A 19,931-nucleotide genomic window follows, 5' to 3' on the forward strand; every position below is an offset into this window, starting at 1 on the left:
TGAGGAGGAGACAATGATCAGACATCTGGCGGCAGCCTCGCTGCTGCTCACCACGGCCTGCCTTGCCATCGGTCCCGCTACCGCCGCCGACCCTGGTATCACCGACACCGAGATCCTGATCGGCGACGTCGAGCCCCTGACCGGCCCGCCGGCACTCCTCGGCGTCGCGGCCTCGATCGGCCACAAGATCGCGATCGCGGAAGCCAACGCCGCGGGGGGCGTCAACGGCCGCAAGATCAAATACGTGCTGGAGGACGACGGCTACGTCACGGCGCGCACCATCCAGGGCGTCAAGAAGGTGATCGACGTCGACAAGGTGTTCGCGATGATCGGGATCTCCGGCTCGGGCCAGTCGATCGCGGTCATGCCGGTGCTGGAGAAATCCGGCATCCCGACCGTGATCGACGTCGCGCCGGTGAAGTTCCTGTGGGAGCCGCCGCGCAAGAACGTGTTCGTGGTCGGCCAATCCTACGAGGAAGGCATCATCCACCTCGTCAACTTCCTGGCCGACAAGAATCCCGGCAAGAAATGGGGCCTGATCACCCAGGACGACGATTACGGCATCACGGTGCGCGACGGCTTCGATACCGTCGTCAAGGCCAAGAAGCTGAACGTCGTCTACAGCGGCAACTACAAGAAAGGTCAGCAGGACTTCTCGTCCGACATGCTGCAGCTGAAGGATTCCGGCGCCGAAGTGTTCCTGGCCGGCGGCATCATCGGCGAGAACATCGCGATGATGAAGGAGCTGGAGAAGCTCGGCATCAAGCCGGTGACCGGCATCTTCTGGCCCGGCCGCATCGAACCGGTGCTGAAGCTGATGGGCCCGGCCGGCGACGGCATCTATGCCGTCGACTATGTCGAACCGTTCGCGGGCGCCGCCGGCAAGGCGTTCCTCGAGAAGGCCAAGCCGCTGGTATCGGAGGCCGAGTTCAAGGGTATCAACCGCTACACCATGACCGGCTATGCCGCCGCGAAAGTCCTGATCGCGGCGATCGAGCGCTGCGGCAAGCAACCGACCTGGGCCTGCACCATCTCGGAACTGGAGAAGACCAGGAATGTCGAGACCGGCGTGATGGCGCCGATCAGCTTCGGCCCCGGCGTCCGCTTCTCCAACCAGAAGCTGCAGATCATGCAGGCTGATGCGGCGACGCTCAGCTTCAAACCGGTGAACTAGAACGATGAAGGTCCTGATCGTCTTTGCTCATCAGGAGGCGCAGTCGTTCAACGCTGCGCTGCTGGCGCGGTCGGTGGCGGAACTGACCGCGCTCGGGCACACGGTCAGGATCTCCGATCTCTACGCGATGCGCTTCAACCCTGTCGCGACCGCCGAAGACTTTGGCGAGCGGCGGTTTCCCGACCGGCTGCAATATGACCGCGAGCAGAAATACAATCTGCAGCAGGGCGCGCTCAGCGGCGACATTGCCGCCGAGATCGAGAAGCTGTTGTGGTGCGACCTCTTGATCCTGCAGTTTCCGCTGTGGTGGTTTTCCGTTCCCGCCATCATGAAGGGCTGGATCGACCGCGTGTTCGTCAACGGCGCGGTCTATGGCAGCGGCCGCCGCTACGACACCGGCGGCCTCGCCGGCCGCCGCGCCATGGTCGTGACCTCGACCGCAGCATATCCCGGAATGTGCGCGCCCGACGGGCTGGTCGGCGCGCTCGACGTGGTGCTGTGGCCGATCCAGAACGGCATGCTGGCCTATGCCGGCTGCAAGGTGTTGCCGCCCTTCGTGTCGTATTCGGTGAATTTCGTCGACGAGGCGACGCGGCATCGCTATCTCGACGACTATGCCGAACGGCTGCGGCGGATCGAGAGCACCGAGCCGCTGTTCTTCCATCCGCTCGAAGATTTTGGCGAGGACTGGCGGCTGAAGCCGGGGATCGTGGCGCGCACCATCGGTCAGGGCAAGCCTATCGGCTAAAGCATTTGCTCCGACTGCACGCAACGTAACGGTGCATAAACTTCATACATTTATCGTTGTGCGAAGGTTCGTTTGTTAACATTTGGACGGCATTCCTGAAGCGCCGCACGGCCGCAAGGTGGAGACGTTCAAATGCATGGCGATTGGATATCGGTTTTGCTCTCGTGGTGGCCGTTCGTCATGCTCATCGGCGCATATATTCTGATTGTTCGCTTGAATCGCCAACGCTCCGCCTCTGGGCTCACAGCCATCGAGCTTTGCGAGCAACAGGTCGCGGAAACCCAGCGAACGAATGCTATCCTCGAGAAGATCGCAGCGGCCCTCCATAAGGACCCGGTGAATTAAACCGACAACGCGGTAGTTTGCTCGGATTTGGGCTATAGCGAAACCGGCACTCGGCGGGAGATGCGATAGAGGTCGCGCCGGCGCCCCTCACATCCGCTTCGCCACCTCTTCCAGCATCACCTCGGTGGCGCCGCCGCCGATCGTCAGCACGCGGGCGTCGCGCACCATACGTTCGATCGGGGTGCCGCGCATGAAGCCTGAGCCGCCGTGCAGTTGCAAGCAGCCATGCACGACCTCGTGCAGCACCTCCGGCGACAGCGCCTTCACCATAGAGACTTCGCGCAAACAGTCCTGCCCGGCCGCCGCAAGCTCCGCGGCTTGATAGGACAGCGCCCGCGCGGCGGCCGCCTTCGCGGCGAGCTGGGCGAGCTTCAACCGTACGCCCTGCTGGTTCCACAGCGGCCCGCCGAATGCCTGCCGCGTCTTCACATAGTTCGTCGTCAGCTCGATCGCCTTGGCGGACTCGCCGGCGCAGATGCCGCCGATGCAGATGCGCTCGTTCTGGAAGGTCTCCATGATGCCATAGAAACCCTTGTTCTCCTCGCCGAGCAGATTTTCCGCCGGCACGCGCACGTCCTGGAACGAAATCTCGGCGGTGTCCGAGCAGAGCCAGCCGTGCTTGTCGAGCTTGGTTACCGTGATGCCCGGCGTGTTGCGCTCGACGATGAACAGCGAGATGCCGCGGCTGCCCTTGGCGTGCGGGTCGGTGCGCGCGGCGACGATCAGGAGATCGCCATAGACTGCATTGGTGATGAACATCTTTGCCCCGTTGATCACCCAATGATCGCCGTCGCGCCGCGCGCGCGTCTTGAGGCCTGCGACATCGGATCCGGCATCGGGCTCGGTCACCGCGATCGAACAGACCGTCTCGCCGCGGACAATCGCAGGAAGATATTTCTGCTTCTGCTCCGGCGTACCGCGCAGGCTGATGTGCACCGCCGACATGTCGGTATGAACCAGGATCGACGAGGTGAAGCCGCCGAAGCTCGAGCGGCCGAGCTCCTCGGCGAACACCATCGAGGCCAGCGGCCCCATGTCGGTGCCGCCATAGTCGGCTGCGTGGCGCATGCCAAGGAAGCCGAGCGCGCCCATGCGGCGGTAGATCTCGCGCGGGATCTTGCCGTCGCGCTCCCACGCCTCGGCATGCGGCACCACTTCCTTCTCGACGAAGCGGCGAACCTGCTCGCGCAGCATGCGCAGTTCCTCAGGCAGATTGGGCGGCTCCGGAAAATGGAATGCGGTCTCAGAGAGCTGGCGCGGATCCGAGGTCATGACGTTCATTGTGGCGCCCTCTCATGGCCGATGTGAAGATGGTTGCGCAGAAAAACTGCGAGAGATGCGATCGCCTCTTGCGCCTGCGGAATCTCGGGGAACATCTGGAAGACGTGGATCATGCCGTCCCAGACCTGCAGTTCGACGTCGGCGCCGGCCACTTTCGCCTTTGCGACCAGCTCCGTCGAGTCATCGCGCACGGTTTCGCGGTCGCCGACCTGCACTAGGAGCGGCGGCAGCCGACTGAGATCGGCATAGAGCGGCGAGGCCAGCGGATCGCGGGGATCACCGTCCTTGCCGAGATAGTTCTTGGCGAGCGCCAGGATCATCGCGCGCTGGTGGATCGGGTCCGCCTCGGCCCGGCTCTCGTAGCTTGCGCCGCTCGCGGTGAGATCGGTCCAGGGTGACATCAGCGCGCCGGCGGCGGGAAGCGGCAGGCCGCGATCTTTCGCCGCGAGCATCGCAGCGAGCACGAGATTGCCGCCGGCAGAGTCCCCTGTGAAGGCTATATGGGCAGGACGCAGTCCCTGATCGCGTAAATATTGATAGGCCGCCAGCGCATCATCGAGCGCCGCCGGAAACCGGTACTCCGGCGCAAGGCGATAATTGACCGAAAGCACGCGACAGCCGGATGCATCTGCGATCCGCGCGGCAAGGTCGCGATGCGAGGCGACCGAGCCGATGCGAAAGCCGCCGCCGTGAAAATAGAGCACCGCCTTGTCGCGCGGTGCGCCGGATGGCACGAGCCATTTACCGTCGACACCACCGGCTGAGACCGGCTCAATCATTACTGGCACCGAGCAGCCGGCAAAGGCTGCATCCCAATCGCTGCGCATCTGCGTCACCGATGTGTTGCGGGTCCAGCCGCGATAGATCGCACGCAGGCGCTCGATGGCGCGATCGACCGGCGTGATAGCGATATCGTCGCCTGTGCTGGCCATCTCAGCCGCCGATGCCCATGCCGCCGGACACGCCGAGCGTCTCGCCGGTGATGTAGGCGGCCTGGTCGGAGGCCAGGAACAGCGCGGCGGCCGCAACCTCCTCCGGCTCGCCGAGCCGGCCGAGCAGCGTCGCGCCGGTCATCGCCTGCAGGATCTTGTCGCCGCCCTTTGCCACCGCCTGCTCCAGCATCGGCGTGCGGATCGGTCCCGGCGCGATCGCATTCGCAGTGATGCGAAAGCGTGCATTTTCGCGCGCGATGCTCCTGGTGAAGGAGATCACGCCGCCCTTGGCCGCGGAATAGACCGCGCCACCCTTGGAGCCAAGCCGTGCGGCCTCCGACGTGACATTGATGATGCGGCCGAACCGCGCCGCCTGCATCGCCGGCAACGCGGCGTGCGTACAGGCGAGCACCGAGATGAGATTGACCGCGATCAGCCGGGCCCAATCCTCCGCATTGGTGTCGGTGAAGAAGGCGTGCTGATCGACGCCGGCATTGTTGACGACGACGTCGAACGGGCCGTCCTGCGCGATCACCGCCTGTACGGCGGTTGCATCGCAGACATCGAGCCCGGCGACGCCGGCGCCGGTCTCCCGCGCAAGTTCGGAAGCTGCCGCCACGTCGAGATCGGCGATCACGACCCTTGCGCCCGCCCCAGCGAAGCCGCGCACGATCGCAGCCCCGATGCCGCGCGCGCCGCCGGAAACGAAGGCACGTCGGCCATCGAGACGTCCGAATGGCAAGGTCGCCACGTCAGCGCCCCGTGAAGACAGGCTTGCGCCGCTCGATCACGGCAGCGAGCCCTTCGCGCGCGTCGGCCATGCCGGAAAGTTCGGCAACGGTGCGCGCCTCCTCCGACAGGCACTGCTCGATGCTGGTGCCGGTGCCGGCCCAGACCAGCCGCTTGGTCGCCGCCAGCGCCTTCGGCGCACCAGCCGCGAGCTCCCGCGCCAGCGCGAGCGATGCATCGGCAAGCTCGGCATCGGGCACGACCTTGGTGACGATGCCCATCTGCAACGCTTCGGCCGCCGGGATCACCGGGTTGGTCAGCAGGATCGACATCGCCCGCCGCAGACCGACGAGCCGCGACAGCGTGACCGAGACGCCGGCATCCGGCGCCATCGCCACCCGCGTCGCACCGCCGAGGAATTTGGCCGATTCCGCCGCGATCACGATATCGGAGGCGCAGACCAGGCCAAAACCGCCGCCACCCGCCGCGAAGCCCTGCACCGAGGCGATGACCGGCGCCTCCAGCCGCAGCAATCCAGTCACCGCATTCTGCAGATACGCGGTGGCCTGGCGGATATAGTCGGGCAGCTTCTCGCCCTTGGAGGCAAAGGCGCGGACATCGCCGCCGGCGCAAAAGTTCGTGCCCTCGCCGCTCAGCAGCACGACGCGCAGATCCGGATGGCCGTGGCAGACCATGATGGCGTCGCATAGCGCGCTCAGGAGCTCGGCGCTCATGCCGTTAGCAGCATCGGGGCGGTTGAGCCGCAACCGCGCGATGCCGTCGGTGATGTCGAGCAGGACGGGGCCCTTGTCGATCATGGCGAGACCTTCCCTAAACGAGGAACGAGAGCGTGTAGATCGCCTTGTCGTTGTTGACGAGGATGACCTTCTTGCTGGCCATCCGCAATTCACCATCGACATGGCGCAGCCGGTATTCATTGCGCGCTGCCCACAGCGTGTCGTCGCGCAGGCTCGACTCGAAAATCAGGCTGTTGCTGGCGACCGCGATGTCGCCGTCGTCCGGCTGCTCGTCCATCAACTCGATGTTGGAGATCAGCCGGCGCAGGTTCGACTGCGGCGTCTGGGTAAAGTGCTTGCCGGTCATCAGCTGCCGGACCCGCAGCGCGATGCGCGAGCGGTTGTCGTAGATGATCGACATCTGCCGCTCCGGATCGATGTCGGCGCCGTTCGCCGGCACCCAGTAGACGCCGTCGTCGGTCCAGAGCTTTTCCCAGGCCTCGTATTGATGCTCGTCCTGCAACCGCGCCTCGCGATAGAGGAAGGCGGTGATGGCGCTCATCAACGTGGCGCTGCTCTCGCGCGACAGCATCAGGCCGGCTCCATCAGCTTGCGATAATGGGTCCAGATGCCGCGCGACGGCACCTCGTCGGTGACGTGGCCGACCGTGAAGCCGAGCTCATCCTGCCGCTGGCGCTTCTCGCCGCGGCCGAGGAAGATCCATTCCGGATTGCGCGCCAGCACGCCGCGGTGGCAGCGCTCATACATCTCGGAATCATCCGCCAGCAGGAAGCCGGCCGGGCCGACCGAGCCCATGGTCTGCTGGCGCAGCCTCCGGTTCAGATCGGGCGCGCCCTTGAATTGCAGCGCGGTGACGTGCTGCACGCTGTCGTCGACGCCGAGCGGCTGGATCACGAACATCTGGATCTCGGCAATGAACAGGTTCGGAAAGATCATCACATGCGGCGTGCCGTCGATCATGATCTCGCGCGCCGCGGTGTCGCCATAGGCGGCCTTCATGCGCGCGGTGTAGTCGGGCAACCGTTCCTCGCTGGTGCCGAACCAGCTCATCGGCGCATCGCGCTTGCGGAACTCGGGCCGCAGGTCGATCTCGGTGTGGCCGTTGCCGTAATCGCGGGTCAGCGCGGTCGAGGCGCCGCCATAGAGCTTGCCGATCATGCTGTCGGCGACGCCGAAGATCGAGGTGTGCACGAAAGCCGGATGATAGCCGTCGCACTCGTTCTCCAGGATGAACTTCCAGTTCGCCTTGACGCGATGCTTGAGGAAACCCGCGGTGATCTCGACCTCGCCCTCGGGCGAAGCGCGCACCAGCCGATCGATGGTCTCCGCGGCGCCGCCGAGATGTTCCTTCAAGGTCAGGCCGTCGGCCGCGAACGAGCCGAACACGAAGCCGCGATAGGACTCGACGCGCGTCACCCGCCCGAGCGCGAGCTGCGACTTGTCCTGCCCCTCGTAGCCGTCCGGGAAGGCGTAGCCGACCAGGCGGCCGTCATTGGCGAAGGTCCAGGAGTGGAACGGACAGGTGAACGAGCGCGCATTGCCGCGCTCAAAGGAACAGACCTGATTGCCGCGGTGCGAGCAGCGGTTGAGCAACAGATTGACCTTGCCCTGCTCGTCGCGCGTCATGATCACGGATTGCGGACCGATCGACTTGACGACGTAGTCGTTGGCGTTCGGGACCTCGCTCTCGTGCCCGACATAGACCCAGGTCCGGTACCAGATGTTCTTGAGTTCGGCCTCGAAGATCTCAGGGTCGGTGTAGAGCGATCCGTGCACCCGGTCGGGCCGGATCAGCCGCTCCCATGGCGAGACGCCGGTCATCATGTTCATCGCTCCGTCTCCCTCGCCGGCCGCTTGCCGCGGATGCCTTCACCGGCCGCCAATAATAATCCGAACGACCGTTCGGTCAATGGATAACACGTGCGCCGTCGGCCGGCAAGCTTCTTTGCAAACACCGCGGCTCAGTTCCGGAGCGGCGTGCAACGATGCAATCCCCGGTGGATCGCTGCGTGACTGCCTCAGCCCTGCGCCGCGCCGCCATCGCGTTCGCCGCCTGCGATCTGCTGCAACATCGACTTCGGCGTCGTCGCGAGCTCGATCTTGAGCTGGTCGCAGATCGACCGCCGCAGCAGCTGCTCGATCCCGGTCGCGAGATCGCGATTGGCTGCGCGCGCGTCCGCGCCGCTCGCCCAGAGCAGAAGCTGCCCCAGCCGCCGGTCGCCATCGTCGCGCAACGCCTCGATCGCGGCAGCGTCGGACAAGTCGCTCGGGAGGCGCGGCATCGCTGGAATCTCCGGATGCGTTATTCCATCGGCCAGTCGTTTGACCGCAGCAAAAGTATCGTCCTGCAAGCGCACCTGCTCCAGCAACGGCCCAGCCTTCCAGTCGGCGGCGAGCTTCAACCCGTTCAGTGCGTAGATCGCGGAGAACACCTGCCCGCGGACGAAATCGTCATTGCTGTTGGGCACGACATGGCTTTGCAGGGCATCGATGATGCCGTCGACCAGCCGCTCGAAGGATGCACTCATGCCGCGGCCTCCAATGCGCGCTCGAACGCACGCACGATCGAGGGCATCTGGCTTGCCATCACCGCAAGCCGCATATCGTTGAAGCGATCGACCTCAAAGGCGCGCACCGCGCACATCTGGATCGCCGCCGCCTGATACAGCGCATAGGCCTCGTAGAAGGCGAGGCTCTTGTCCGAGACCGCAATGCCGGAGGCGCGCTGATAGAGATCTATCACTTCCGCGCGCTCGAGCACGCCATAGAGCTTGCGGCTCCTGGCATTGAAAGTCGGCATCATTGCCCAGGCCAGATCTTCATGGGGATCGCCCAAATGAGTGAGCTCCCAATCGAGGATCGCAGCAATCCGCCCGTTGTACTCGATGAAATTCCCGATCCGGTAGTCGCCATGCACGATGGTGCGGCACGGCGGTTGCGGGCAGTTGTCCTCAAGCCAGCGTCCGCCCCAATCGAGCAGCGGATAGTAGCGCGCGGTCGGGCGTGCCAGCGACGCGCGCCAGCCGGCGATCGCGCAGACTTCGGCGCGTTGGCTGCCCTGTTGCAGCGATGCGAATGCGGTTGCGCCTGGGTCGATCCGGTGCAGCGATGCCAGGATCTCGACGAACTGCCGGGCGATCGTGCGCTTATGGTCCGGATCAAGTTCGCTCGCCGCCCAGGGTGCGGGAACGTCGCCCTCGACGTGCTCGCAGATGAAGAAGGGAAAGCCGATCCCGGCACCATGCTGTTCTGATGACACCAGCGCCGGGACCGGCACACCGGAGCCGGCCAGCGACTGCAATGCATAGACCTGCGGCAGCACCGAGTAAGGCGCAAACAGCCCGTTCGGCGGACCGACGCGCAGGATTAGCTTGCGGTCCCCTTCAGCCGCAGAGCGCGCCACGAAAGCATAGGTGATCCAGGAGAATCCTGACGATTTGCGGCCGAAACTCGCGATCTCGGTCCGGCTGCCGGATATCCGCGACAGATGCTGCGCGAGCGCCGTCCGCACCGCGTCGTCGCTCACCACGGCCGGGCGAACGGGCTCCGGCACATCATCGGGTCGTTTGGCAACGTCCTGCATCAATTGACCGACCTCGTATAGCCCTGCCACTTCTCCTCGCGTAGCGCCGACTTCATGATCTTGCCGGAGCCAGTCAGCGGCAGCGGCTCGAGGCGGATGTCGACCGAGCGCGGGCATTTGTAGCCGGCGATCAGGGTGCGGCAATGCGCGATCACCATGTCGGAATCGAGCCGCGCACCGTCCTTCGGCACGACGATCGCATGCACCGCCTCGCCCCATTGCGGATCGGGCACAGCAATGACGGCGCATTCCCTGACTTGCTCGTGCTGGAAGATGGCGTTCTCCACCTCGCCGGAATAGACGTTCTCGCCGCCGGAGACGATCATGTCCTTTAGTCGGTCGACGATATAGACAAAGCCGTCCTCGTCCATCCAGGCGCCGTCGCCGGTGTGCAGCCAGCCGTTGCGCAACACGCGCGCGCTCTCCTCGGGCTTGCGCCAGTATCCGAGCATCACGCCGGCGCCGCGGATCGCGATCTCGCCGACCGTGCCGCGCGGCACCTCCGCGCCTGCCGCGTCGACGATGCGGATTTCGACGCCCGGCGCCGCCCGCCCTGCCGATTTGCGCTTCGCCGCCAGCGGACCTTCCAGCGCGTGATATTCCCAGGGCAGGATGGTCGCCAGCGCCGCGCTCTCGGTCATGCCGTAGCCCTGGTGAAAGCGCCAGCTCGGCAGCACCCGCATCAGCCTGACCAGCAGCGCATCCGGCATCGGAGACGCGCCATACTCGCAATCCCTGACGCTGCTCAGATCATATGTCCCGAAGGACGGATGATTGAGCATCATGTTGAGCATGGTCGGCACGAACAGGCAGTAGTCCACTTTGTGCTCGGCGATGGTCCGCATTGCGAGCTCGGGCTCGAATTTCGGGATGGTGACGTGAGTGCCGCCGACCAACGTCAGCGCGATCATCGGTGAGGTGCCGGCCAGATGAAACATGCCGGCGGAGTGCAGATACCTCGTGTCTTCGCGGAACCGGAGCGCATAGATCCAGACCAGCGATTCATAGATGATGTTGGCATGCGACAGCATCACCCCCTTGGGGAAGCCGGTGGTGCCGCCGGTGTAGAAGATGCCTGCGAGATCGTTGTAGGCGCCGGATGCATCCTCGACCGGCGCGTGCGCAACGAGCTCGTCATAGCCCTGCATGCCGTCGGGGACCCGTCCCTCGTCCAGATAGACCATCGCGGTAAGTGATTTCGCACCGCGCAGGCCTGATGCGATCTCGGCAAAGGCCTTGTCGACCAGCAACAGCTTTGGCGTGGAATCGTCGATCGCGTAGGCATTCTCAGCCACCGCCCAGCGGGTATTGAGCGGCACTGCGACCGCACCGGCCCAGGCGATCGCATAGAGCGCCTCGATATAGAGGTCGCTGTTGTGCGCAAGAATCGCAACGCGATCGCCGGCCTCGACGCCGAGCCGCCGCAGCCCGCCCGCGGCGCAGGCAACGCGATGGCCGATCTCCTTCCAGCTTCGCGACCGTCCCGCATGGATGGTGCCGGGCGCATCCTTGCGCAACTGCACCGCCGAGATGAGTGCCTGCGTCAGCTTCATGTTTCCTCCTCGCCGCCATGCGGCCGCGCACGCTTGCGGATGTTTCCGTCATGCGTGAAGCCGATACGCCGCCTGGATATTTTAGTTGATAATCCGGACAGACGGTCTATTATTACACAGCCAACGCGACAGGTAAAGCCCTTGAAGGCACCGCCGCAGGGATCAACGAGCCTCGCAAAAGAGGACGTCATGGGAGGGGAAGATGCGGAAGCCAATCACAACGCTTGCCGTGTGGGCGCTCGCGCTCACCGGCGCGCTCGGAACAGCGAACGCGCAGAAGGCCTATGGTCCCGGGGTCAGCGACACCGAGATCCTGCTCGGCGCCAATGCGCCCTACAGCGGACCGGCGTCGATCTATGCGAGCTTCCCGAAGACCATGCTCGCCTATTTCACAATGCTGAACGAAAAAGGCGGCATCAACGGCCGCCACATCAACTTCGTAACCCGCGACGACGCCTATAGCCCGCCAAAGACCGTCGAGGTGACGCGCGCGCTGGTCGAAAACGACAAGGTGCTCGCGATCATGGCGCCGTTCGGCACGCCGACCAACGCCGCGATCCAGAAATATCTCAACAGCAACGCCGTCCCGCAACTTCTCGTGCAGAGCGGCGGCACCCGCTGGAACGATCCCAAGCAGTTCCCCTGGACGACGCCCTACTCGCCGACCTACGTCAACGAGTCCCGGATCATCGCCCGCTACGTGCTGCGCGAGAAGCCGGATGCCAAAATCGGCGTGCTGCTGCAGGCCGACGACATCGGCAAGGATTTTGTCCTTGGCCTGAAGGAAGGGTTGGGCGCGAAAGCCGACACGATGATCGTCAAGGAGGCGATGTATCAGTCGACCGAGCCGACGATCGACTCGCAGATCGTGAATTTGAAGGCGTCCGGCGCCGACACCATCCTGATCGCCGCGCAGAACAAATTCGCCTCGATGGCGATCCGCAAGATCCACGAGCTCGGCTGGAAGCCGCTGATCTTCCTCGGCTCGACCGCGAATTCGATCGCCGGCGTGTTGGTGCCGGCGGGGATCGAGGCTTCGACCGGCATCCTGACCACGACCTCCTACAAAACGCCGAACGATCCAGCCTGGGCCAATGACAAGGGCATGACCGACTATCTCGCCTTCGCCGCGAAATACATGCCGGGGATGGACCCGAACGACGTGATCGCGGTGACCGGCTACACCACGGCCCAGCTCGGCGCGATCATCCTGCAGCGTTGCGGCGACAACCTCACGCGGGAGAACGTACTGAAGCAGGCCACCAACCTCAGCGGCATCGAGCTGCCGATGCTGCTCCCGGGCATCACCATCCAGACCATGCCGCAGGACTACGCGGCCATCACCGAACGCCGCTTCGCCCGCTTCGACGGCAAGACCTGGGTGCTGTTCGGCGACATCGTGGGCGCGGGCCTGGCCAAGGACTGATCCCGCACCACCCATCCGACCGACCGAACCGGCTCAAACATAAGGACAAGAACAATGCTGACAGCCCAGGACGATCTCATCGGACACCAGACGCCGCAGCCGTTCGCCAATGCCGGCGGCGGCGATGCAAGGTTCACCGAGCGCTACTGGTACACCGCGCATCCGATCGATGGCAGCGAACTGCTGATCGACATCGGGCTCGGCTATTACCCGAACCGCAACGTGATGGACGGATTCGCCGGCATCACGATCGGCCGCCGCCAGCACAATTTCCGTGCCTCGCGCCGGCTCGGGACCCGTCCGCTCGAGACGGAGGTCGGCGGGCTCAGGATCGAGATCGTCGAGGGCAACAGCCTGCATCGGCTGTCGCTCGCCGACAATCCGTCCGGAATCAGCTTTCAGCTCGAGTTCAAGGCGAGCTTTCCGGCGGCGCAGGAGAAGCAGAATTTTCGCGAGCGCAACGGCGTCGTCGAGGAGGACCTCGCGCGCGTCTCGCAATTCGGCCGTTGGCGCGGCTGGATCGTCGCCGACGGCAAGCGCTACGACATCGCGCCCGAACTATGGTGGGGACAGCGCGACCGCTCCTGGGGCCTACGATCGGAGATGCGCACCGACGAGACCAGGCCGCCGGTTGCAACCCATCGCAATTTCTTCTGGACCTGGTCGATGTTCCAGTTCGAGACGTCGGCGCTGTCGGTCTTCATCAAGGAGCGCACGCCCGGCAAGCCGCATTACCTCTCGGGCACCGAGTTCCGGCGCGAAGCCGACGGATCGGTTTCGCATCGCGAGGTGACCTCGGTCGAACACAAGATCGAATGGGCCGACGATCCGCTCGGCCAGACCATCGCGGTGGCCGACTTCACCTTCGTCTTCGAGCGCGGCGAACCGCGCCATGTCAGAATGCGTGGGTTGCCGATCCGGTTTTATCTGAAGGCCGGCATGTATGGCGGCCTGCAAGGCTGGACCCATGGCGACGACCGCGGCGAGAATCATGCCGCGCACGACGTTTGGAATCTCGACGACGCCGCGACACGCGCCGTCGCACGCACGCTGTCGGACCACGTCGTCCGGCTCGAGAGCGGCAACGAGACCGGATTCGGCATCAGCGAATACGGCGTCGCCACCGGCTATCCGCTTTATCCGGGACCGCAGAAATTCCCGGCGATGTGACCGGGATGGACGGGCAAGGCAAGCGCGTCGCGGAAGGGCACGCCGCCGCGTGCGATCCGTGGGACAACAAGGCGGCCGAGGCGCTGGTCTCGCTCGAGACGATCGTACCGCTGCGCTATCGCAGCCGCTTCGGCGACGGCAATCTCAATGGCCGATCCTATGGCGGCCAGATCCTCGGCCAGGCCATGATGGCCGCAACGCTCAGCGCGCCCGAAGACCGCCCAGCGGCGATGCTGCAGCTCTTGTTCCTGCGCGGAGCCGATCCCGACCGCCGCATCACCTTCGAGGCCGAGGTGCTGCAGGACGGCAAGCGGTTCTCCTCCCGCCATATCGTCGGCAGCCAGGGCGACGGACGCACCGTGCTGAGCGCACAGGCCACGTTCTGCGCTGCTCAGCCGGGCCCGCGGCACACAGTGCCGTTTACACGATCAGAAGATCCCGAAAGCCTGCCCGATCTGACCATGATCCCCGACGCACTGATGGCGCAGTTGCGACCGCTCGGTCCTTATTCGCAGCAGATCAAGCCCAGCATGGATTTCCGCATCCCCGAGATCGAACGTCAGCTCTCGGCTGCGACGGCAGAGCCGCGCCTGCGCTTCTGGATCAGATGTCGGCAGCCACTCGCCGCCGGTTCCCGCGCCCAGGCCGCGGTGTTCGCCTATCTCTCGGATTGGTGGCTCAATTTCTCCAGCGTCGGAGGCCATCTCCGCGACTTGCAGGCGCGCGCGCCGCTCTATCTGTCGAGCCTCAACCATTGCATCTGGTTTCATCGTGCATTTTCGCCCGACGCCTGGATGCATGTCGAAACCGAGAGCCCCTGCGCCGATGGCGGCCGCGGGCTGTCGATCGCCCGCGTCCATGACCGCGATGGGTCGATGCTTGCGACCTCGATCCAGGAAACCCTGATGGTACATCCGGATGGCGATGCGTAGGTCACGCTGCAACAGTTGAGACGGCGCCGTGATCGCGGCTGAGTTGCAGCCGCTGTTGATCACCGGTTCCATGACCTGTTGAATCCCGGCAACACCGCCGGACAAAATGCGCAATCGTGCAGATTGCGCATTTTGAACCACGACTGTGCCGCATCTCGGTCCAATCCTGCCTGCGGATGGCGCAACAAAAACACGATTGGGGAAAACCACCATGCAGCAGGCACCGTCGGGCGCACGGAGCGCGGAACCGTCCGGATATGTTCTCTACTTCCAGCTTGCCAGCAATGGCGCGAGACGCGCGTGCAGTCTGACGATCCAGGCGGAAAGCGCCAACGAGGCGGCCCGAATCTTCCGCGAGAACTGGAACGCGATCGAAACGATGGCACGCGACGGCGTGAGCACGGGGATGGTCGGCACGGCGCCCGTCAGCCTGGCGATGTCGTGAGGCGCATCGCGCCCTACACGAGCGATCCTACGCTTGAGGCGTGACAGGATAACGACCGCTCACTTCAGACCAGGATCGCGCGACCATTTGACGCGCTAACGGCACATCAAGTCATGAGATGAGGGGCTCGCGCACACACGCGAGCCTCGTTGCGTCCTAGAACGATTCAAATCCAACCCGGTTAGAGGGATTCAAGTCTGCTCCGGTTCTTTTCGCGCGCGCCGACTGCTAGAGGCGCGGCGTGAATGAGTTCGCGTGAATCGGAAATGCAAGAGTGCCTGTGAATGCTGATGGCCGGAATGTCGGCGACCGTGGAAATGCTGCCGACAAGGGCCGCACCCATCTGCTGATCGGCGCAGCATTCCTCTTCGCCGACGTCTCCTCCGCGGTGACGCCGGCAAGCGCTCAATCGAGCGTCCCTTTGCCGCCGGTCACGGTCGAGCAACCGACGCAGAAGCGCAAGCCCGCCGCTGCGGCGAAGCCGGCACAGCGAACGCAATCGGCCGCCGCGGCACGGCAGCGCAGCCGGAATGCACAACCGGAGCCACCGACACCATCGGAGCGCGCGGCCGCTGCCGCCGCCGTGTCGAACGAGGCCAAGCTGCACTATCGCGCGATGCCGAGCTCGACCACCCTGCGCAGCGGCGCCTCGCCGCTCGACACCGCGCAAACGGTCAACGTCGTGCCAGAGCAGGTGCTGAAGGACCAGTTGCCGCGCAATCTCGACGACGCGCTCGCCAACGTCAGCGGCGTCACCCAGGCCAACACGCTGGCCGGCACCCAGGATGCGGTGATGCGCCGCGGCTTCGGCGACAACCGCGACGGCTCGATCATGCGCAACGGCATGCCGCTGGTGCAGGGCCGCAGCCTCAACGCTGCGGTCGAGAGCGTCGAAGTGCTGAAGGGCCCGGCGTCGCTGCTCTACGGCATCATGGATCCCGGCGGCATCGTCAACACGATCAGCAAGCGCCCCGAACTCTACCAGCACGGATCGGTCGCCCTGCTCGGCTCGACCTACGCCAACAACAAGAGCGGCGCCGACGGCACCGTCGACATCACCGGCCCGATCGGCAATGGCGGCCTCGCCTATCGCTTCATCGGTTACGGCGTGAGCGAGGACTATTGGCGCAATTTCGGGCGTCATCGCGAAATGCTGGTCGCGCCGTCGCTGGCCTGGTACGGCGACAACACCACCGTCCAGCTCAATTACGAGCACCGCGAGTTCATCACGCCGTTCGACCGCGGCACCGCGTTCGATTCCGTGACCAAGGCACCTCTGGCGATCCCCGCGACGCGCAGGCTCGACGAGCCCTTCAACAACATGTGGGGCAATTCGGACCTGATGCAGGCCTCGGTCGAGCATCGGCTGAACCAGGACTGGAAGCTGTTCGCGGCCTACAGCTACAACACCGAGACATTCAGCGCCAACCAGCTCCGCATCACCGGCATCAACACCAAGACCGGCGCAGAGACTCGCAGCAATGACGGCACGCAGGGTTCACTCAGCAATTCGAGCTACGGCACCTCCTATCTGCAGGGCAACGTCTGGCTCGGCGGTTTCCGCAACGAGGTGCTGTTCGGCGGCGACGGCCAGTACCGCACGATCTACCGCGACAATCTGATCCGGCAAGCGACCCCGAGCTTCAACTTCTATAATCCGGTCTATGGTCTGATCACGCCGGGCACCACGGTGTCCGCCGCCGACAGCGCCCAGACCGACAAGCTCGGCCAGTGGTCGCTGTTCTTCCAGGACACGCTGCATCTAACCGGGCGCTTCGCGCTGGTCGGCGGCGTGCGCTACATGGAATACGACCAGATCGCGGGCAAGGGACGGCCCTTCATCACCAACACCAACGTCTCGGGCGACAAGGCACTGCCGCTGGGCGGCGCCATCCTCAAGCTCACCGACGAGGTCTCGCTCTATGCGAGCTACACCCAGTCGCTGAAGCCGACCTCGACCATTGCAGCGCTCACCGGCGGCGTCGTGATCGGCTCCAACATCGCCCCGGAAGAGGGCACCCAGTGGGAGACCGGCGTCAAGTTCGACTTCAACAAGCGGATCTCCGGCACGCTTGCGCTTTACGACATCGACAAGAAGAACGTGCTGGTCTCGCAGCTCAACCCTGCGACAAGCATCGTCGAGTATCGCACCGCCGGCAAGGTGCGCTCGCGCGGCGTCGAACTCGACGTCACCGGCCGGCTGACCGACAATTGGAGCATGATCGGCAGCTATGGCTATACCGATGCGCGCGTCACCGAAGATCCGACGCTCGCCGGCAAGGCACTGCAGAACGTCGCGCTCAACACCGCCTCGCTCTATTTGGTCTATGATTTCGGGACCACCCTGCCCGGCCGGCTCCGTCTCGGCGGCGGCGCGCGCTATGTCGGCGACCGGCCCGGCGACGCCGCGAACAGCTTCGTGCTGCCGGCCTACGCCGTCGCTGATGTCTTTGCGACCTACGAGACCAAGGTCCAGACGTTCCCGGTGATCTACCAGTTCAACGTCAAGAACCTGTTCGACACCGTCTACTATCCCTCTGCTGTCAGCAATCTGGCCGTGGCGATGGGCGACGCACGGCGCTTCTCGCTCTCGGCGACGGTGAAATTCTAGCATGGCTACGGCACGGACAGCGATCGGACTGCTGGCCGTCCTGGCCGCGCTCACGTGCGCCTGCGCCCCGGTCCGCGCCGACGAACTCACGCTCTACTCGACCCGCGAAGCCAATCTGATCGAGCCTGTCGTCGCGGCGTTCACGGCGGCGACCGGCACCAAGGTCAACACCGTCTTCGTCGAGGACAGCTTGGTCAAGCGCCTGACATCCGAGGGCGACAATTCGCCGGCGGATGTCCTGCTCACCATCGGCCTCGACAAGACGACCCAGCTTGCCGCGCGCGGGCTGACGCAGACGACTGCATCGCCGGCGCTTGACCAGGCGGTGCCGGCGAACCTGCGCGGCAGCAACGGTCAATGGATTGCGCTCGCCATCCGTCCGCGCGCGGTGTTCGCACGCAAGGACGATCCTCTCGCCGCGATCACCTATGAAGAGCTCGCCGATCCCAGATGGCGCGGCAAATTGTGCATGCGACCAGCCGCGCACCAGAACAATGTCGCGCTGATCGCTGCCTATCTTGCGCATCACGGAACAGATGCGACGCAGTCCTGGCTCGTCGGGCTGAAGGCCAACCTCGCCCGCAAGCCGGCCGGCAAGGACAATGACGTGGTCCGCGAGATCGCGGAGGGGCGCTGCGGCATCGGGATCGGCAACACGGTCGCGCTCGCGCAACTCCGTGACGGCCGCGAGGGCAATGACTTTCGCATATGGGCAGACGCCGTGAAGGCGGTGCCGACTGCGTTCGCGGACGGCGGCAGTCACGTCAATCTGACGGGCGCGGCGATCGCCCGGCACGCACCGCACCCGGCCGCGGCACGCGCGTTCCTCGAATTCCTCGTCACACCCGAGGCCCAGACGATCTTCTCCACCGCCGAGCTGGAACACCCCGTGCTGGCGACCGCAAAGCGGGCGCCGATCGTGGAAGAAATCGGATCGTTCGCCGCCGATGCCCTCCCGATCGACGAGATCGCCGCACATCAAGCGGCCGCAATCGCACTGATCCGAAAGGCCGGATTCGATGAATGATGTCCGCCGCCCGATCAAGGCCGCGCTGCTGCAGATCCATTCCCTCGCCGGCCTGGCGCTGGCGCTGCTGTGGGCCGTGGTCGGCCTCACCGGCGCGACGATGGCCTTCGAGGACGAGATCGAGGCCACCCTGAACAGCCACATCATGCGCGTCGACGCCAGTGCGACGCGGCGGCTGACGCCCGACGAATTGGTGGCGCGGCTTCAGGCTGACAGTGACCTGGGCAAAGTCTCGTCCGTGACGATGGCAAGCGACCCGTCGGCCGCGGCACGGATCCGCTTCGCCCGCAGCGAAGGCGGCACGCGGCCGTCCTCGGTCTATGTCGATCCCTATAGCGGACATGCGCTCGGCTCGCCGCGCGGCGAGGACTTCTTCGCGACTGTCCGCAAGCTGCATCGCTGGCTGCTGTTGCCCGGCGACGGCAACGGCATCGGCCGCAAGATCACCGGGGCGGCCGCGATCTGCCTGATCGTGATGCTGATATCAGGCCTCGTCCTGCGCTGGCCGCATCGCGCGCGCAGCGTGAAGATGTGGCTGAAGCCAAATCTGGGCTTGCGCGGGCGCGGCCTGCACCGCTCGCTGCACGCTGTGATCGGCACCTGGGTGCTGCCGGTCTATCTGGTGATGACGCTGACCGGCCTGTGGTACTCGTTCGAATGGTACAAGGCCGGCGCCAACTGGCTCCTGGCGCGGCCGGAGGCCACGGATGCGGCGGTGCAGCCCAACAAGCCACCACGGGGCGCGGCGGCCGCCGCGGAAAAGGGCGAAGCCAAAGCCGAAGCGAAGGCCGACGCAAAGCCGCTCGCCTTCGATCGGGTCTGGACCGCGTTCCTGCAGCAGGAGAATAACGATTACGGGCGGGTCCTGCTGACCCTGCCGGCCGGCGCGGGCACGGTGGTGCGCGTGCGGTCATGGTCGCGGGATTCCTCGCTTGAGAGCGTGCGCGACGAATTCCGTATCGACGCCGTCACCGGACGCGTCATCTCGTCGGATCGCTACGCCGACAAGACGTTCGGCGAGCGCGTTCTTGCCGGGGTGCTCGACATCCATCGCGGCGCCATCCTGGGGTGGCCCGGCAAGCTCGCCTTCATGCTGGCCGCCGCGATGATGCCGCTGTTCGCCGTGACCGGCCTGCTGCTCTATCTGTCGCGCCGCAGGCACCGGCGCCTCGCGCGCCCGCCGATGGGCCACCTCGTTCCAGGCGAATGAACCTCGC

At 65.0% G+C, this 19,931-nt stretch carries 18 protein-coding genes; 9 read left to right on the forward strand and 9 right to left on the reverse strand.

Translation table 11 applies throughout. The annotated features are described in order from the left end of the window. Nucleotides 1-13: 13 nt before the first annotated feature. Both BraRD5C2_RS17430 and BraRD5C2_RS17435 read left to right on the forward strand, forming a co-directional pair. Entirely contained in the window at nt 14-1,174 is a 1,161-nt protein-coding gene (locus tag BraRD5C2_RS17430; protein ID WP_223969952.1) for an ABC transporter substrate-binding protein, read from the forward strand. Nucleotides 1,175-1,178: 4 nt separating this feature from the next. Then, nucleotides 1,179-1,922, forward strand: a complete 744-nt coding sequence (locus BraRD5C2_RS17435; protein WP_223969954.1) for an NAD(P)H-dependent oxidoreductase — start codon at nt 1,179-1,181, stop codon at nt 1,920-1,922. A 432-nt stretch (nt 1,923-2,354) separates the two neighbouring features. Here BraRD5C2_RS17435 and BraRD5C2_RS17440 read toward each other — a convergent pair whose 3' ends face one another. The 9 genes from BraRD5C2_RS17440 to BraRD5C2_RS17480 all read right to left on the reverse strand — a co-directional run bounded on the left by BraRD5C2_RS17440 (nt 2,355) and on the right by BraRD5C2_RS17480 (nt 11,103). Beyond that, entirely contained in the window at nt 2,355-3,548 is a 1,194-nt protein-coding gene (locus BraRD5C2_RS17440) for an acyl-CoA dehydrogenase family protein (RefSeq protein WP_223969956.1), read from the reverse strand. After that, nucleotides 3,545-4,480 (reverse strand): alpha/beta hydrolase, encoded by a 936-nt coding sequence (locus BraRD5C2_RS17445; protein WP_223969958.1) that lies wholly within the window; start codon nt 4,478-4,480, stop codon nt 3,545-3,547. Before BraRD5C2_RS17445 ends, BraRD5C2_RS17440 begins: the two co-directional genes overlap by 4 nt. A gap of 1 nt (nt 4,481) precedes the next feature. Beyond that, on the reverse strand, nt 4,482-5,231 hold the full coding sequence (locus BraRD5C2_RS17450; RefSeq protein ID WP_223969959.1) for an SDR family NAD(P)-dependent oxidoreductase: 750 nt from the start codon (nt 5,229-5,231) through the stop codon (nt 4,482-4,484). A gap of 1 nt (nt 5,232) precedes the next feature. Then, nucleotides 5,233-6,027 carry an enoyl-CoA hydratase/isomerase family protein gene (locus BraRD5C2_RS17455; protein ID WP_223969960.1) on the reverse strand — a complete coding sequence of 265 codons (795 nt, stop codon included), beginning with the start codon at nt 6,025-6,027 and terminating at the stop codon, nt 5,233-5,235. Nucleotides 6,028-6,040: 13 nt separating this feature from the next. Continuing rightward, nucleotides 6,041-6,538 carry an aromatic-ring-hydroxylating dioxygenase subunit beta gene (locus BraRD5C2_RS17460; RefSeq protein ID WP_157340290.1) on the reverse strand — a complete coding sequence of 166 codons (498 nt, stop codon included), beginning with the start codon at nt 6,536-6,538 and terminating at the stop codon, nt 6,041-6,043. Beyond that, complete coding sequence (locus BraRD5C2_RS17465; RefSeq protein ID WP_223969961.1) at nt 6,538-7,797, reverse strand: Rieske 2Fe-2S domain-containing protein; 1,260 nt, start codon at nt 7,795-7,797, stop codon at nt 6,538-6,540. Before BraRD5C2_RS17465 ends, BraRD5C2_RS17460 begins: the two co-directional genes overlap by 1 nt. A 188-nt stretch (nt 7,798-7,985) precedes the next feature. Continuing rightward, nucleotides 7,986-8,495 (reverse strand): hypothetical protein, encoded by a 510-nt coding sequence (locus BraRD5C2_RS17470; RefSeq protein ID WP_223969962.1) that lies wholly within the window; start codon nt 8,493-8,495, stop codon nt 7,986-7,988. Further along, entirely contained in the window at nt 8,492-9,550 is a 1,059-nt protein-coding gene (locus BraRD5C2_RS17475; protein WP_223969963.1) for a phosphotransferase family protein, read from the reverse strand. Before BraRD5C2_RS17475 ends, BraRD5C2_RS17470 begins: the two co-directional genes overlap by 4 nt. Continuing rightward, the gene (locus BraRD5C2_RS17480) at nt 9,550-11,103 is read right to left on the reverse strand and encodes an acyl-CoA synthetase (RefSeq protein WP_223969964.1); all 1,554 of its coding nucleotides are present in this window, start codon (nt 11,101-11,103) and stop codon (nt 9,550-9,552) included. The genes BraRD5C2_RS17475 and BraRD5C2_RS17480 overlap by 1 nt, the downstream gene beginning before the upstream one ends. A gap of 202 nt (nt 11,104-11,305) precedes the next feature. On the opposite strand from BraRD5C2_RS17480, the gene BraRD5C2_RS17485 reads away from it, so the two are divergent. The 7 genes from BraRD5C2_RS17485 to BraRD5C2_RS17515 all read left to right on the forward strand — a co-directional run bounded on the left by BraRD5C2_RS17485 (nt 11,306) and on the right by BraRD5C2_RS17515 (nt 19,924). After that, nucleotides 11,306-12,529 (forward strand): ABC transporter substrate-binding protein, encoded by a 1,224-nt coding sequence (locus BraRD5C2_RS17485; protein ID WP_223969965.1) that lies wholly within the window; start codon nt 11,306-11,308, stop codon nt 12,527-12,529. Nucleotides 12,530-12,583: 54 nt separating this feature from the next. Continuing rightward, nucleotides 12,584-13,699, forward strand: a complete 1,116-nt coding sequence (locus BraRD5C2_RS17490; protein WP_223969967.1) for an Rv3169 family protein — start codon at nt 12,584-12,586, stop codon at nt 13,697-13,699. Between the two features lie 5 nt (nt 13,700-13,704). Further along, a complete protein-coding gene (locus BraRD5C2_RS17495; protein WP_223969969.1) occupies nt 13,705-14,631 on the forward strand; it encodes an acyl-CoA thioesterase in 927 nt (308 codons plus the stop codon). Between the two features lie 211 nt (nt 14,632-14,842). Further along, nucleotides 14,843-15,076 (forward strand): hypothetical protein, encoded by a 234-nt coding sequence (locus tag BraRD5C2_RS17500; RefSeq protein WP_223969971.1) that lies wholly within the window; start codon nt 14,843-14,845, stop codon nt 15,074-15,076. A 280-nt stretch (nt 15,077-15,356) separates the two neighbouring features. Then, a complete protein-coding gene (locus BraRD5C2_RS17505) occupies nt 15,357-17,687 on the forward strand; it encodes a TonB-dependent siderophore receptor (RefSeq protein ID WP_374708015.1) in 2,331 nt (776 codons plus the stop codon). A gap of 1 nt (nt 17,688) precedes the next feature. Beyond that, nucleotides 17,689-18,714 carry an extracellular solute-binding protein gene (locus BraRD5C2_RS17510; protein WP_223969973.1) on the forward strand — a complete coding sequence of 342 codons (1,026 nt, stop codon included), beginning with the start codon at nt 17,689-17,691 and terminating at the stop codon, nt 18,712-18,714. Next, nucleotides 18,707-19,924, forward strand: a complete 1,218-nt coding sequence (locus BraRD5C2_RS17515) for a PepSY-associated TM helix domain-containing protein (RefSeq protein WP_223969975.1) — start codon at nt 18,707-18,709, stop codon at nt 19,922-19,924. Before BraRD5C2_RS17510 ends, BraRD5C2_RS17515 begins: the two co-directional genes overlap by 8 nt. Nucleotides 19,925-19,931: the final 7 nt, after the last annotated feature.

This window comes from Bradyrhizobium sp. RD5-C2 (assembly GCF_019972155.1).
Taxonomy (GTDB): domain Bacteria; phylum Pseudomonadota; class Alphaproteobacteria; order Rhizobiales; family Xanthobacteraceae; genus Bradyrhizobium.